12 protein-coding genes and 1 pseudogene are annotated in these 15,178 nt (G+C 37.1%); 7 read left to right on the forward strand and 6 right to left on the reverse strand.

The window, feature by feature from the left end; all coding sequences use genetic code 11:
• A pseudogene (locus AC33VI_RS21925) lies at positions 1–350 on the reverse strand (photosystem II q(b) protein); the annotation flags it as partial.
• A gap of 284 nt (positions 351–634) precedes the next feature.
• On the opposite strand from AC33VI_RS21925, the gene AC33VI_RS21930 reads away from it, so the two are divergent.
• From AC33VI_RS21930 to AC33VI_RS21950, 5 genes are all read left to right on the forward strand, one after another.
• Entirely contained in the window at positions 635–1,369 is a 735-nt protein-coding gene (locus tag AC33VI_RS21930) for an ABC transporter ATP-binding protein (RefSeq protein ID WP_491784394.1), read from the forward strand.
• Positions 1,370–1,591: 222 nt separating this feature from the next.
• Positions 1,592–3,289 carry an ABC1 kinase family protein gene (locus AC33VI_RS21935; protein ID WP_491784395.1) on the forward strand — a complete coding sequence of 566 codons (1,698 nt, stop codon included), beginning with the start codon at positions 1,592–1,594 and terminating at the stop codon, positions 3,287–3,289.
• A 42-nt stretch (positions 3,290–3,331) separates the two neighbouring features.
• On the forward strand, positions 3,332–3,712 hold the full coding sequence (locus AC33VI_RS21940) for a hypothetical protein (RefSeq protein WP_491784396.1): 381 nt from the start codon (positions 3,332–3,334) through the stop codon (positions 3,710–3,712).
• A gap of 168 nt (positions 3,713–3,880) precedes the next feature.
• Positions 3,881–4,276, forward strand: a complete 396-nt coding sequence (locus AC33VI_RS21945) for a hypothetical protein (protein WP_491784397.1) — start codon at positions 3,881–3,883, stop codon at positions 4,274–4,276.
• Between the two features lie 238 nt (positions 4,277–4,514).
• Positions 4,515–5,123: a transposase gene (locus tag AC33VI_RS21950; RefSeq protein WP_491784398.1), complete on the forward strand. Its 609-nt coding sequence runs from the start codon at positions 4,515–4,517 to the stop codon at positions 5,121–5,123.
• 193 nt (positions 5,124–5,316) lie between these two features.
• Here AC33VI_RS21950 and pdhA read toward each other — a convergent pair whose 3' ends face one another.
• The 4 genes from pdhA to AC33VI_RS21970 all read right to left on the reverse strand — a co-directional run bounded on the left by pdhA (position 5,317) and on the right by AC33VI_RS21970 (position 10,206).
• Positions 5,317–6,348 carry a pyruvate dehydrogenase (acetyl-transferring) E1 component subunit alpha gene (pdhA, locus tag AC33VI_RS21955; protein WP_491784399.1) on the reverse strand — a complete coding sequence of 344 codons (1,032 nt, stop codon included), beginning with the start codon at positions 6,346–6,348 and terminating at the stop codon, positions 5,317–5,319.
• Between the two features lie 122 nt (positions 6,349–6,470).
• Entirely contained in the window at positions 6,471–9,038 is a 2,568-nt protein-coding gene (locus AC33VI_RS21960; protein WP_491784400.1) for a methyl-accepting chemotaxis protein, read from the reverse strand.
• Positions 9,039–9,244: 206 nt separating this feature from the next.
• The gene (locus AC33VI_RS21965) at positions 9,245–9,775 is read right to left on the reverse strand and encodes a chemotaxis protein CheW (protein WP_491784401.1); all 531 of its coding nucleotides are present in this window, start codon (positions 9,773–9,775) and stop codon (positions 9,245–9,247) included.
• A 65-nt stretch (positions 9,776–9,840) separates the two neighbouring features.
• Entirely contained in the window at positions 9,841–10,206 is a 366-nt protein-coding gene (locus tag AC33VI_RS21970) for a response regulator transcription factor (protein WP_229641419.1), read from the reverse strand.
• Between the two features lie 603 nt (positions 10,207–10,809).
• On the opposite strand from AC33VI_RS21970, the gene hmpF reads away from it, so the two are divergent.
• Together hmpF and pgsA are read left to right on the forward strand one after the other, a co-directional pair.
• The gene (gene hmpF, locus AC33VI_RS21975; protein WP_491784402.1) at positions 10,810–12,531 is read left to right on the forward strand and encodes a pilus motility taxis protein HmpF; all 1,722 of its coding nucleotides are present in this window, start codon (positions 10,810–10,812) and stop codon (positions 12,529–12,531) included.
• Positions 12,532–12,738: 207 nt separating this feature from the next.
• Positions 12,739–13,308, forward strand: a complete 570-nt coding sequence (pgsA, locus tag AC33VI_RS21980; RefSeq protein WP_491784403.1) for a CDP-diacylglycerol--glycerol-3-phosphate 3-phosphatidyltransferase — start codon at positions 12,739–12,741, stop codon at positions 13,306–13,308.
• Here pgsA and AC33VI_RS21985 read toward each other — a convergent pair.
• Positions 13,236–14,171 carry an NAD-dependent epimerase/dehydratase family protein gene (locus AC33VI_RS21985; RefSeq protein ID WP_491784404.1) on the reverse strand — a complete coding sequence of 312 codons (936 nt, stop codon included), beginning with the start codon at positions 14,169–14,171 and terminating at the stop codon, positions 13,236–13,238. The genes pgsA and AC33VI_RS21985 overlap by 73 nt on opposite strands.
• Positions 14,172–15,178: the final 1,007 nt, after the last annotated feature.

A 15,178-nucleotide genomic window follows, 5' to 3' on the forward strand; every position in this document is an offset into this window, starting at 1 on the left:
AAGATAATCAATTGGTAAGGACCACCGTTGTATAACCACTCATCTAGAGAAGCTGCTTCCCAGATGGGGTAGAAGTGTAGACCGATTGCGTTGGAGCTAGGTACTACTGCACCAGATACGATGTTGTTACCGTAAATTAGAGAACCAGCTACGGGTTCGCGGATTCCGTCGATGTCTACAGGAGGTGCTGCGACAAATGCGATGAGGAAACAAGTGGTTGCTGCAAGAAGTGTAGGGATCATTAAGACACCGAACCAACCGACATAGATGCGGTTTTGAGTGCTTGTAATCCACTGACAGAAGTTCTCCCATGCACCGCGAGTTTCGCGTTGTTGTAGAGTAGTAGTCATGTGTTATATGATTGCGTTATTTATTTTTCAAGGTTCTTAATAGAACTAGACTGGGAAACGGAATAAGAATAATGTGTTTCTTTTGTCTATGAACTTAATATAGCTAAGTATTTGTACTTTATCAAGGTATTTTTCATTTTGTTTCCTGATGTTAAGTATAAGTTAAGTTTATTAATTGTCGGCGATCGCCAGTTACTTATTGGTCTGCTGTAGAACCCAAAAGACAATAGAAATTGTCAAAATAGTAAAAAGAAACTTATCGATTGAAGCGATCGCATCAGTTTATGAACTTATCAGATCGAACATCCAGCATTATTCGTTTAGAAGAAATAGAAAAAATCTATGGTAAGGATAATACAGAAGTCCGCGCCTTAGACAAAGTTGATTTAATTGTTAAATCGGGTGAATATTGTTCGATCATGGGCGCATCTGGTTCGGGTAAATCTACTGTTATGAATATAATTGGCTGTTTGGATCGACCAACTACAGGTAGATATTATCTAGATAATGTTTCTGTAGCAGAACTTACTGACGAACAACTAGCCAAGATTCGCAACCAAAAAATCGGTTTTGTTTTTCAACAGTTTCATTTATTGCCCCAAATAAGCGCGCTAGAAAACGTAATGCTGCCCATGATTTATGCAGGAGTACCTAAGAAAGAAAGACAAGAACGTGCTGCTGCGGCTTTGGATAAAGTAGGCTTGAGCGATCGCTCGTACAGTCGACCCAATCAATTATCTGGAGGACAACAACAAAGAGTTGCGATCGCCAGAGCTATTGTCAATGAGCCATTATTATTATTGGCAGACGAGCCCACTGGTGCGTTAGACTCTCACACAACTAGAGAAGTACTAAGTATATTTCAAGAATTGCATAGTAGCGGTATTACCATAGTAATGGTAACTCACGAGCCAGAAGTAGCCAAACTAACTCAAAGAATTGTCTGGTTTAAAGATGGTCGAATTGTTCATTCCCATCTCACCCCCGAAGAAATGTTAGAAGTGGCAGTTGCTTATTAAATTTTTACAATAAATTAACTTGGGAATTATTGCAGAGAGTCGTAAAGTAGAAGAGGGTAAGATATTAAGCAAAATGTATTTTTGTATACTATTATTAATAGTAAGTGACCTTTTCTTCCTATCTAACTCAAAAGAAGAAAGTAAATACATCTCTCAACCGAATATAAGTGAGAACAGAACAATAAATTAATCTGTACGCTTTAAATGCGTTCCCAAGCAATAATGAATTATTCTCAGCTAGAACCTGGTTACTCTTTACGCTACGATGCCAAAGCGATCGCGTCTCGATATCGGTGGCGACTTTGGCAAGTAATCTGGCGTTCGTTCGCCGTTATCTGGTTATTTGGTAATTTTGTACTTCATTTGTTATGGGATAAATGGACGAATCGCGAAGCAATAAATCAAACAAAACGAGCTAGAGAATTACGAAAAATTTTAACTGCTCTCGGTCCTACTTATATCAAGGTCGGGCAAGCTCTTTCCACTAGACCCGATTTAATTCGTAAAGATTTTTTAGATGAACTAATCAAATTACAGGATCGACTTCCAGCTTTTGACAATCGTATCGCCTTTGAAATTATTGAATCCGATTTAGGGCGTTCTATTGACGAAGTATATCGAGAATTTTCTCCCAACCCCATTGCAGCAGCAAGTCTCGGTCAAGTATACAAAGCCAAGCTTTATAATGGGGAAGAAGTAGCAGTAAAAGTACAGCGTCCCAATTTACGCCCTAGATTGAGTTTAGATCTTTATTTAATGAGATGCATAGCTGCTTGGGTAGAACCTTGGTTGCCTTTGAATTTAGGTCACGATTTGACCCTAATTGTTGATGAATTTGGCATTAAGTTATTTGAAGAAATCGATTATATCAATGAAGCTAAGAATGCAGCTAAATTTGCCGATAATTTTGCAGGAGATCCTGAAGTAAAAGTACCTGTAATTTACAATGAATACAGTAATAGTCGCGTTCTAACTTTAGAATGGATTGATGGTATTAAGCTTACAGATCTAGAAAAATTATCAGCAGCTGGTTTAGATGCTGATAATCTAATTAGAATAGGAGTTACTTCTGGCTTACGCCAGCTTCTCGAATATGGGTTTTTTCATGCCGATCCCCATCCAGGAAACTTATTTGCTACTTTAGATGGACGCATGGCATATATTGACTTTGGCATGATGGATCAATTAAGCGAGTCAATGAAAGAAACCCTTGCCAGTGCAGTAGTAGAACTAATTAATAGAGACTACCAAGGGCTGGCAGAAGACTTTGTTAATCTGGGGTTTTTAACTCCCGATACAGATATTCAGCCCATCGTTCCAGCTTTAGAAATAGTTTTGGGCAATGCGATTGGCGAAAGTGTTGGTGATTTTAACTTCAAGACCATCACCGATGAGTTTTCTAGCTTAATGTACGAATATCCTTTTCGTTTGCCTGCAAAATTCGCTCTCATTATTCGCTCTTTAATCACCCAAGAAGGATTGGCTCTTAGTTTAAATCCTGATTTTAAAATTGTAGAGGTATCATATCCTTACGTATCCCAACGATTGCTTACAGGAGAATCTCCCCAACTCAGAAGAAGGCTACTTGATGTTTTAATTCGAGATGGTAAATTCCAATGGGAAAGACTGGAAAACATGATTAAAATTGCCAGTTCAGATGATAGCTTCGACCTACTACCTACTGCCCGATTAGGAATACAATATATTCTTTCTGAAGAAGGTAAATATTTACGCCAGCAACTGCTGATAGCTCTTACAGAAGGCGATCGCTTGCACACCGATGAAGTACAAAGACTTTGGAGTTTAGTACAAGACGATATCAAACCACAAAAGATTTTCGACCTAGCTTTTAGTACTTTTCGCCAATTTTCTGTCGATCGTGTAGCTGCAATTATTCCTTCTGAAGCCAGTTCGAGATAAAGTAGTAAGGCATTTGTCCTTAACTAAAATTCATTGATTTCTATGTACTATTTACCCCAACCACCTTTTTTAATTCCTCTTGTTGGCTTTTTCATTGCTTTTACCTGTGGCACCGCTTTTTGGAACATGACGGAACAAAAACTACGGGATTCTTATAAAAAGCCTCGCCAATCAACGTCCTTCAAAATTGACAGATTGGCAGATCCTGCCTTGGCTTTTTGTTATTGGATGACTGGTTTGGGAGTATGGGTTTTCTTGGGGGGTGGTTTCCAAACTTTTGGTTTTGGTACTATCCCATCCTATGGTATTGCTTTACTAATTACCATGTTTACATCTGGATTAGTTTGGGATCAGATTAATGATGTCTTGTTAAAGTTGAAAGAAGGGGGTTCGGAAGCTTTAAAGTTAGAAGATATTACATAGCTATAACTAGTTGCGAACATAGTCAGAACTTATTCTAATTAGCCTACTCTTGTCGCCAAATCCATAGAATGTAAAAATAAGGAGAGTTATTAAAAAACAATAAGAGTAATCAATAACTAGTAACTTAATCCACAATTTTATCAAATATAAGTTCAGGAGAAAATCCTAATGGCTGAAGGAAACACCACTAATAGCACTCAAGCAAAAGATACAAAAGCCAAAGCTACAGCTACTAAAAGTCAAACTGAGACCAAGGCTAAAACCATACCCACAAAAGAAGATAAGTCTTTGGCTTTATCCGTACAACCCAATACTTTGCTTCCTCAAAATAGACCTATTGAACCCAGTAGCTTAGAAATAGTAAATACCTATAGCTCTGTTGGTTCTAATCGCCCTGTAGTGAAAGGAACTGTTCAATTTAATAGTTCTATTGTGGTTTCTGGCAATCGTCCCATTGCAGCCAGCACTTTAAAAATTAGCGATTCTTATGTAGTAATGGGCAATCGTCCTGTTGCATCCAACGAATCAGATGAAACTGCTGCTCTTATGGGATATTTAGACTAGAGATTGCCAGATTTTTAGTGCGCAAAGAGATGGCAATGATATGCCAACTTTTATCTAGTCTCAGATTGGTTGAGCTTGTTAACCTATTAAGGTAGCTATAAGCTATGTGCTTATAGCTTTAGTTTTCTTAGTTATTTACTTCAATTTTAATCAAAGAAATTTAATCTAAGTAAGCATCAATCGTGCTAAATTCGGGTTTTTAGATGCAGCACTATATAGTACAGAAAATCTCGAACAAATGAAGTCTCTACGTTGGTTATCAAGAGTTCCTGCTACAATCAAACAAACTCAGGAATTACTAGCCTTAGATAAAAGCATTTTCCAAGATAGCGAAATTCGGGGATATAGTCTTGCTGAGGTCTGTAGTTACTATGGCAAAATCAAACAACGTTGGTTAATTGTCGAAAGTGAAGCTCGTAAGTTGTCTGACCTCAAACAGTTAGAGAAACGACTTAGTAAACATTTAGCCTCGGCTCAATCGAGCCTCAAACAACTATCACAACAACAATTCGCCTGTGAAGCAGATGCAATGGGCGCAGCCCATCGCTTCAAAGCTAAATTAGCTTTTTACCGATTTGATTCTCTTCAAATTATTCAAGAATCTAGCTATAACAAAGCTGGTAGACCTCGTAAATCTCAATCTCCAACTGAAATCTACTATCGTATCAACGCTGATTTAATTCTCGACCAAGCTGCTGTTGATGTCGAACAATCTAAAGCTAGAAGATTTATTTTGGCAACTAATATTTTGGATTCTACTGTACTTTCTAATTCCTCTGTTTTAAAAGAATATGTGGATTTTTCAATGTTTTATGTCCGTTCATCTAATTACTTTTGCAGGAATTAAGCAAATTAGCAATATCACCAGTGAGCGAAGTCATATTCTCCAGTTTTTTAGCTCTTATTGCCGTCAATATTATTTACTTTGTTAGTTTAACTGCGGAATATCGGGTTAAACTTTCTATTTCTGCAAATTAAAAACTACCCTATTGTCTTTAGAAGTAGAGTAGTTTATTTGTATCCAATTTATTTTAACAGGGTTAGTCTTCAGCAAAAATATAACGACGCAATTCACTGGGACTAGGTTCGGGACTGCTCTCCGCAAATTTAACTGCTTCTTCAACCAAAACTTGAATTTTTTGGTCGATTTCCTTCAATTCAGTAGCAGTAGCTAAATCACGCTCGGTCATGTAACCAGCAAATCTCTTAATTGGATCTCTTTGACCCCAAAATTCTTTTTCTTCAGGAGCGCGCAATTCATCAGGATCGGCAAGAGAATGCCCTCTAAAACGATAAGTTAAAGCTTCAATTAAAGTAGGGCCTTCTCCAGCACGAGCGCGAGCTACGGCTTCTTTGGCTATAGTGTTGACTGCCAAAACATCCATGCCATCGACTTCATAACCTGCCATATTGAAAACGCTAGCTTTTTTATAAATTTCAGGCTGAGAGGTGGCGCGATCGTGAGCCATCCCAATTGCCCATTTATTATTTTCAACTACATAAATTATTGGTAATTTCCAAAGCGCGGCCATATTAAGACATTCAAAAAACTGACCATTGTTACTCGCTCCATCGCCAAAAAAGCAAACTGCAACGCTATCAGAACTATCATCGCCCATAGCTTCACGACGATATTTACTCTGAAAAGCTGCACCAGTAGCTACGGGAATCCCTTCCGCTACAAAAGCATAACCACCCAGCAAACCATGTTCGGCAGAGAACATATGCATCGAACCACCGCGACCTTTGCTACATCCAGTTTCTTTCCCAAATAACTCTGCCATTACCTGCTTAGCGGGGACTCCAGCACTTAAAGCATGAACGTGATCTCGATAAGTGCTACAGACATAATCACCTTTGGGGCGTAGAGCTTTGATGATGCCAGAAGAAACTGCTTCTTGACCGTTATAAAGGTGGACAAAACCAAACATTTTGCCTCGATAATACATTTCAGCACACTTATCCTCAAATAAGCGTCCTAAAACCATATCTTCGTACAGAGTTAGTCCTTCTTCCCTTGTAATTTTGGCAGAAGCAGTATCAAATTTGGGTAAGATTCTTTCAGCACACATAAAGTAGTTTTTAAATAAAGGCGCAGATTTCTATTGAATCATAAAAATCAGGCAGACGAAAGAGATGGCATCAAAGAACGATCAAAAAAACCAAAAATAACGGTAAGATCGCCAACAACGTTTTATTCAGCCCCTTTATCAATACGGAATCTTTCCACAGAAGATAGAAGACCGCGGGCAATACCTACTAGATTTTGTAGCGCGCCTCCAACTCTTTGAGATTCTTGAGATGTAGCTTGGGCAGTCAATTCTACCGATTGCATTACCTGAGCCACCGCACGAGAATTTTCTCTTTGTTCGACTGTATCTGCGGTAATAGAACGGACTAAAGTATCAATGCGATTGGATACCTGAATAATATCTTCTAGAGCAGTTTTTGCTTGTTCCGCTCTTTCGGTTACGTCAATTACCTCCTGAATACCTTCTTCCATTGCTGTCATTACAGATCCAGTTTCACTTTGAATTTGTAATACTATTTGCTCGATTTCTTTAAGAGATTTACCAGATCTATCAGCTAATTGTCTGACCTCATCAGCAACCACCGCAAAACCTCGACCAGCTTCTCCTGCTTTGGCTGCTTGAATAGAAGCATTAAGAGCTAGTTGGTTAGTTCTTTCTGCAATTTGCGAGATCAATAGAACAATTTTGGATATTTCTTGGGATGCTTCGGCTAAACGTTTTACCTTGCGGGCAGTTTCTGAAACTGTTTCTCTAATTTGAAAAATTCCCGATACAGTACGTTCTACTGCTTTACCTCCTTTCAGTGCAGTTACCGAAGACGAGCGAGCCACTTCTTCTGCTTCGCGAGCGTTTTCTGCTACCCGTTCGATGGATTCGGTCATCATTTGAACCGAATTTAGAGTAACAGCTAGTTCTTCTGCCATCCGCAATGCTTCGCTAGATTGATTGCGAGCAAACAATTCGCTATCGGTAGAACCTTTGTTTACTTGCTCGGCGGCTTCTTTTACCTGACGGACAATTTCTCGTAGACTTTGGATAGTTAAGTTAAAGGCATCAGCGACCGCGCCCAATACGTCGGCAGTTACCGTAGCCTGTACGGTTAAATCTCCTCTAGCTGCACCTTCTACGTCGTCTAGGAGACGAATTACCTGACGTTGTAAATCTTCTTTTGCTTGTTCGGTTTCTTCCGCTCTTCTTTGAGCTTCTTGAGTAGTGGTTAAAATAACCCTAGTCATGCGATTGAAGCCAGTAGACAACTGTCCGAATTCATCTTGAGCATAAACAGTAGCTTTGGCATTGAGATTGCCTTGATAAACATCGTCAAATTGAGTTTGTAGATCTTGACTGGCTTTTGCTATGTGCTTGGCAGTAATGTTGCCAATCGCTGCTGCCGTACCAAAACTAGTAACTCCTGCTACTAAGGAAACTACTAGAGAAGCAATAATATTTTCTTGCAATTCTCGATCGGTTTTTTCCAAGACTACCGCAGACCCGATAATTCCAATACCCAATACAGCGATCGCAGATATTAATCCCGTCGCTCCTGCTGTAATCAATTGTTTTTTGGGTATGGTCGCGTTAATAAAGCCTGACAAAATACCATGACTGACTTCAACTTGTACCTCTTCTTGTGGAGCAAAAGATGTAGTGGCATTAGAATTTGCTTCGCTCATAGGTATCTCATCGGAACTGACAAAATCCGAATCTGCACCAAGATCGCTAGATACACTCGAACTAATATTGCTAGGCTCTTCAGCAACATTAAACAAACCAGTATCGGGCAGCCCTTGTTCTAATTCTTCTAGATCGAAAAAGCTACTATCAATTTCATCAAATTCTAATTCATCTTGATAATCTAAGCCTTCACTTTCTGGAACATCATCTAATTCTGTCCTTCCAGCATAATCGCTTTCCCCCTGCATAGAAAAAGGCTCGGTTAAAACCGTATCGATTTCTAACTCCGAACTATCATCATAATCATTGGTATAGTCATTTTGACTGACGGCGAAATCTTCTTCAGTATAATCGGGAAGATCGCTATCATCGTCCGAATCGACCATAAAAGTAGAACTAGTATGAATATGAGAGCGATCGCGAGTGGCAGAGGATAAATGTTCTGATTCTAAAGATGGGTTATCGTCAAAATTAGCGAAAGGATCTAAAGATTGACTATCATCATTTTCGGCTAAATTATCTTCATACTCGGATATTTCAGGGGCAAATGGGTTAAAATCTTCTTCCGCTTTCAAATCTTCTATTGATTCATTAGATTCAGAAGCATAATCTCCATCGAAATCAAAGTCCTCACTATCTAATTCTGCTGCTAATTCTGCATCGGGGAAATCAATACCAATAGAATCTTCTACTTCTTCAATATCTTCTCCTTCACCGAACACCTGAGTCAATTCAAAATTGCCCTCATCAAAGTTTAAATTTGAATCTTCTGATTGTTGCTCTAATTGTTCCAATTGTTCTAGACCACTACGAGCAAAATCGACTAAATCTTGCTCTTCATTTAGTTCTAAGACAGTTTCATATTCTTGTCTTGCTAGTTCGTAGTTTTGAAATCCATAACAATAGATATGACCCCGCAGCAACAAGACATTTGAATTTTTGGGATATTCTTCAGCTAGACGATCGATTATTTCTGCTGCCCGAGCAAAGTCACTTTCTAAATAAGCCTTTTCTGCTTGTCCGTATTCTTGTGAATAATTAGTTCCTGATGCCATGTGCTTTTTGCCAAATTAATCTAAGTTGTTGATGCTTGTGCTGACGAGTGATAGTTTCTATAAGTTTTGACTGGGGAAATGGCTGCAAATTTATATAAGAAATGAGAAAATCAAAAAAATACAATTTTTTTGTATATTGCTTAGTAAGTATAGTTTCTAACTTATGTGTAAGTAATAACTCACAACTTTAATATTGCTAATATTGCTCAGGTTACCCATCGTGCAGACCGCAAAATTTTTGCAGGATCTAACAAATTGACAATTAAACTTTCTTCTGGTTCGGGTTGCCATTGTGCCTGAACAAAAGGAGCCATCGCACCTGATGGAGGATGAGAAATAGTTAATTGCTCGACATCCAGCCAATCCATATCGCCAATACTATTAATTGCTAAACCTAAGATTTGTTCTTGTTCCTCAATCGCAATTACAGGAATAGTAGGACGATCTGTTTTTAAGGGAACTTCATCTCCCAAAAACTGACCTAAATCTGCCACCCAAATTACTTTACCTCGTAAGTTTATTGTTCCCAATAGTAGAGGCGAAGCATTAGGAATCGGTGCGATTTGGTCGGGAGTCTGCTGCATTACTTCGGCAATACCAGTAGCTGGAAAAGCGCACGCTTCTCCTGACGGTAAATAAAAACGAAGATGCAGTTCGCCTTCTGGATTCTCTAGTGGCTGTATGTCTAAAGATAGATCTAGACTATTCTCGCCAAATAATTCCGAATCACTAATCATAGGATTTTTTTTATGTATGTAATTCCCTGACTTTAATGAAAATCAATTAAAATATCAATTCGATCTTAGGCTCGAAGCAATTGTTTGACCGTACCAATCAACTCTACTGGCTGAAAAGGTTTGGCAATATAAGCATCTGCACCTTGTTTCATTCCCCAATAGCGATCAAATTCTTCTCCTTTAGAAGAACACATAACTACTGGAACATTTTGAGTTTTGGGATCTGATTTCAAACGACGGCACAATTCATATCCATTCATTCTGGGCATAACAATGTCCATAACCACAATATCAGGATTGAATGATTCCAAATGTTCTAGGGCTTCTACGCCGTCACAAGCAACAGTCACTTTCAGACCGCTACCCTTGAGAAGGTCAGAAATCATTTGTCTTTGTGCCAAACTGTCTTCTACGATTAGAACTTTGCTCATAACACACTATTTATGAAAAGTCATACTTTAAATTTAAGTCTACTTGGCAATCCATTAATCTTTAAGTTTTGCTGTAAAAATTAAACCTCCTACTTAACTCAATTGGTTACTTGATAATTGGTTAATAATTGAAATTGTTAGCCTGAATTTTGTAACCAAATGTCAAACATCTATAATTCATAGATACTTCAAAGATTAGCTGAAATTTAACAGTACTTCGGTATTCACTTATATATAGGAGAATAGTAACGAGTCAAACTTTTTTTCGATTAAAGTTCAATTTATTAATATTTTCCTTCCTTAATTCAAGAGCATCCTTAAATACAGTTATTTCCTAACCTCTCCGCTTCAGAATATACTCTACTTTTTAATCAATCGCCACGTCATAATCAACATAAAACCCTAGGATATTTTATCTTCCTAAAACCCTGGCAACTAATTCTAATGCTGGTTATGCTAGTGATATTAATAATTCAATATAATTAGTGATGTCGTAAATCCAAATTCAATTTAATCTAGATATTTTAATAAAATCGACAGTAAACTAGAAAAACTTCATTTTTCTAGGTCAAAGCACGAGAAAAATCAAGAGGACGGCGCATAGTGCTATATCTGGCAGAAATACAAAAACAAAGTAAAGGTTTCATGGGCGGGGTGGAAACAAAATTAAAGCTCGTAGCCTGTCAGCGAAACGACCAAAGTTGGAGTCTTGTTAGTAACGAATCGATTACCACCGATCGCGCCAGCGATTTTGGCGATGGAGCTTTAGTTATTTTGAACTTAGGGGTCAATCGTCAAGTTCAAGGAGACATAGAATCAGCCTCCCCAAAAATTGTTGGTATATTAAAAAATTTCTCTCGTCTTTTAGAAAAGACTAAAAATCAGGAACAAGAAATAGCTCAATGGAAAGAATCTTTGACCATTCAAAGTGAAGAGTTAAGCCGCCAAAAAATTGAGATGGAAACTCGTTTGGAACAAGTCGAAGAAATGGAAGAAGAATTCAAACAATTCGAGCAACAAAAAGCAGAAATTGCTAGTGCTAAAGCTGAAGCAGAGACAATCAAAGCAGAATTTGAGACTAAAAGTGTCGAGCTTCAAGGAGCATGGGAACAGTTACGAGGACAACAACAAAGTCTAGAGGAACAATTAAAAGAAGGAAGAATTTTAGATGAATCTCAAGCTAACACTATTCAACAAAATTTGCTCGTCTTAGCAGATCTTAGTAGTTTAGGAACTTCCTTATCAAGCAGGCTCAAATCAACTGCTGAAACTATTAAACAGCAGCAAGATTCTCTTCAACCTTATTGGCAAAGTTTAAGAGAAAATTCCGATAATATTCATAGCAAACGTCAAGAGCTAGACAGTAAGACAGTAGAGCTTGCTAAACTCAAAGAAGAGTTGGAATCTTCAATTCAAGATATATTTGAAACAGAACATCAACTTAAAGCCGAACAGAAGTCTTTGGAAGTAAAACAAGAATTAGAGATTTTTTTACAACAACAGTCTCAAGAACAAGAGATGATGTTGCAAATGCTTTCTGGTTCTCAATCTGATTTTGCTGGAGTTCCTAAAATAGAGCTTCAAGAATTAGAAAATATGCCTTTACCCAATCTTGAAAGTATTGTTGAAAATCTGAAAAAGGATTTGGAAAAGGTAGCTAGATTTGTTAACGATCAAGAAGAAGAATTGGGTTGGCAATGTAAGGCTGTAGAAGAACTAGAAGCTAAAATCGAAGCTGCTGGAGAGTTTGAACGTTTTACCCTAGAACAGGAATTGGCTGATGAATTAGAAGCCAAAAAAATGCTCGATCAAACATTGGTCGGTCAGCGTCGTTCTTTAAAAGAAAGACATCAAGTTCTCTTGCAACATTCCAGAGTCTTAAAACGTCGTCAGGGAGTAATTGACTTTGATTTTGATTCTGAAATTCAAGATATAGATTTAAGCTCTATTAAGAAAGGATTATTAGAGCAACATCAAAAACTTCAAAAACAACAGCAAGAACTAGCATCGGACATAGCTCAATTAAAACAAAATATTCAAGAGCTGAATCAGAATATAGAACAACAGAAAGCTAGAAAAAGCAATCGAGAATCTGATATTATCCAATTGGAAGAAGAGTGGAATAAAAGTAATTTGATTGTAGTCAAAATTCAATCTGAAATTGATTTTTATGAGGGACAATTACAGCCTTTACAAGATACTTTAGATGAAATTAGTCAAAAGGTTGAAGAAATTGAGAATTCAGTTATAAACTGTTTGAAAAATAATCCAGATAACGCAGTTGAAGAAATTAAAAGTATTGTTAGAGAGTTAACAGCAAAATAATTCATTAAAGGAGCAAAGTTATAAATTAGTTTAAAATACTTAAATTAATTGCCGATTTTTTTAAAAAGCTATATCGCCAACCCATTGGAAGTAGTTAGTATTTCAGATATTGCAAGTTGAATGTAATATTATTTTTAGATAATAAAAAAATTAGATTGCAATTGCTTCTGTATCCTTAATAATAAATTGACTATTTCTTAGCTTTTTATGAATCTTCCCACCTGGATTACATTATCTCGACTTTTAGGACTACCGTTTATACTTTATCTTTTAAACAATCCCACAACAGATAGTCGCTGGATCTGTGTAGTAATTTTTGTAGTAGCAGCAGGAACAGATTGGGTAGATGGCTATCTAGCTCGCAAACTAGATCTAGTCACAGAATTAGGTAAATTTCTCGATCCATTGGTAGATAAATTATTAGTTTTAGGTTCTCTACTGGCTTTAATCGAATTGCATTTAGTCCCTGCTTGGGGAGTATTTCTAATTTTGGCGCGAGAAATAGCGATCGCTGGCTGGCGAGTAAATCCCAAGCTAACAGGAAATAATACAATTTCAGGTGCAAATATTTGGGGAAAACTCAAGACAGTGGTGCAAATTGTGGCGATCGCTTTTTTGATTGCGCCTTTAAATTCTCAGTGGGATAAGCCAACCATTGTTTTGTTTTGGCTAGCAGTAGCTTTAAGTTTAATTTCTGGGCTAATTTATATTTTGCCTAATATCGCTTCATCTAAAGAAAAGTCGATCTCAGAAGCATCTCTTCCCGATGCTAAATAATCGTTTTGGAAAGAATCTTTTAAACCCGATACTAAATCGTATTGGGGTTGCCAATTAAGTTCGGTTTTAGCGCGGTGAATGTCAGCAAAAAAGTGCTGTTGGCGGATGGGAAAAGCTTTACGCTTGCCAAAATCATATCGATCGGGATCGTAATGGATAAGTTTTATTTCTTCAGAAGACTTGCCGACAGCCGAACCACAAGCATAAGCTAAACCATCAAAAGTAACATAGCGATCGCCTGAAATATTATATATTTTGCCAATTGCTGTCTCATTACCCAATACTGCTGCCATGGCTGCTGTTAAATCTTTGATATGACCGAATTGAGTAATAAATCTACCATTACCAGGAATTGGTAGGGGACGATTTCTGACCAGGCGATCGAAAAACCAAGCTTCTAGATCGTTATAGTTTTGAGGACCATAGATATATACTGGGCGAATCGAAGTCCAAGGAATACCCGAATCTTTAAGATAAGCCTCAGTTTGATGTTTGCCTTTGTGACGGCTTTTGGGGTCTACTGGGTCGCCCTCGATATGGGGCATTTGAAAAGATTTGAGATATACTCCAGCCGAACTTACATAGACAAAATGTTTGATTTTATCTTTAAATATCTCTACTAAAGGTTGAGTATCGCTCAATTCGCGACCATTGTTATCAAAAATCGCGTCAAAGTTTTCCCCTGACAGTTTAGCTTTTAATTGCTCGGCATCCTTGCGATCGCCTGTTATTTGCTTTACTCCCTCTACTGGGACGGGGTGATTGCCGCGATTGAATAAAACTATTTCGTGTCCTTGCTCTACTAAAAGCTTTGTTAAATAGACTCCAATAAATCGAGTCCCACCCATGATTAAAATTCTCATTACCAAACCTTCAGTTTATTTGTTATTAAGTTTTAACTTACAGCATTTTGCAATACCGACTGTTAAATATATCGTTATCGCAAAGTATTTTTGTACTAGTTATTAGTCTTTAGTTGTTAGTTGTTAGTTGTTAGTTGTTAAGGCGATCGCTTGTTCTTAAATCCATTCATTTATTATTGCGATCGCATTATCCAAAGTAATTGCTTATAAATATATCGATATTTATAAATATATTTGTACTAGTAATTAGCGGGATCGCTTTTCTTAAATCTATCCATTCACGCATTGCGATCGCTTTTTTAGTTAGATCCATTCATTTAGTAAGTAAATTCAATTACATAAAAAGTTTTCACCTACTACCTACTACTCACTACCTAATATTTACGTATTTATTCTATTTACAAAAAAAACAATAAACCCCATCAAACAACTATTAATTAGTAAATTCTTTTAAGTAGAAAAACGGCATCAAATAATTATTCCATAAAGATAATAAATGCCAGAGTAATTTACTTTACTTAAAATTAATAATACACCTTGACATTATCCCCCTAGTTAATGTTATCAATGATACAGGTATAAATTAAAGCATTGAAAGGGCGAATTGTTTCGTCAGATTGAATCAGTATTTATTGCTTTTCTAGTTAACTATTGGCTTTTCTTTGTCAGTGTTAGCAAAATATATCTTGTTAGTTTTTATTTGACTATTAGGCGTGCTTATTATGCTTTTAAAGCAATATATTTGCACGGCGATCGGTGTAATTATTAAATTACCGATAAGATTGTCACGACCATTAATCAAATTCAAAAGTTGTTGAAGCGATCGAGAATTAGTCATAATTTACTTCAACGATAAACTAGGAGACTTTAAAAGTGATTCAACAACTACTAACAATTTCCATGTTTCCCTTACTAATAGCTTCGACTCAACCAAAATTAACTGACTTAGATATTAAAAATAATCGAGAACACTATGAAGTTATTGGAGCAACTACAGGAAAAAAAAT

This window comes from Waterburya sp. (genome assembly GCF_058530065.1).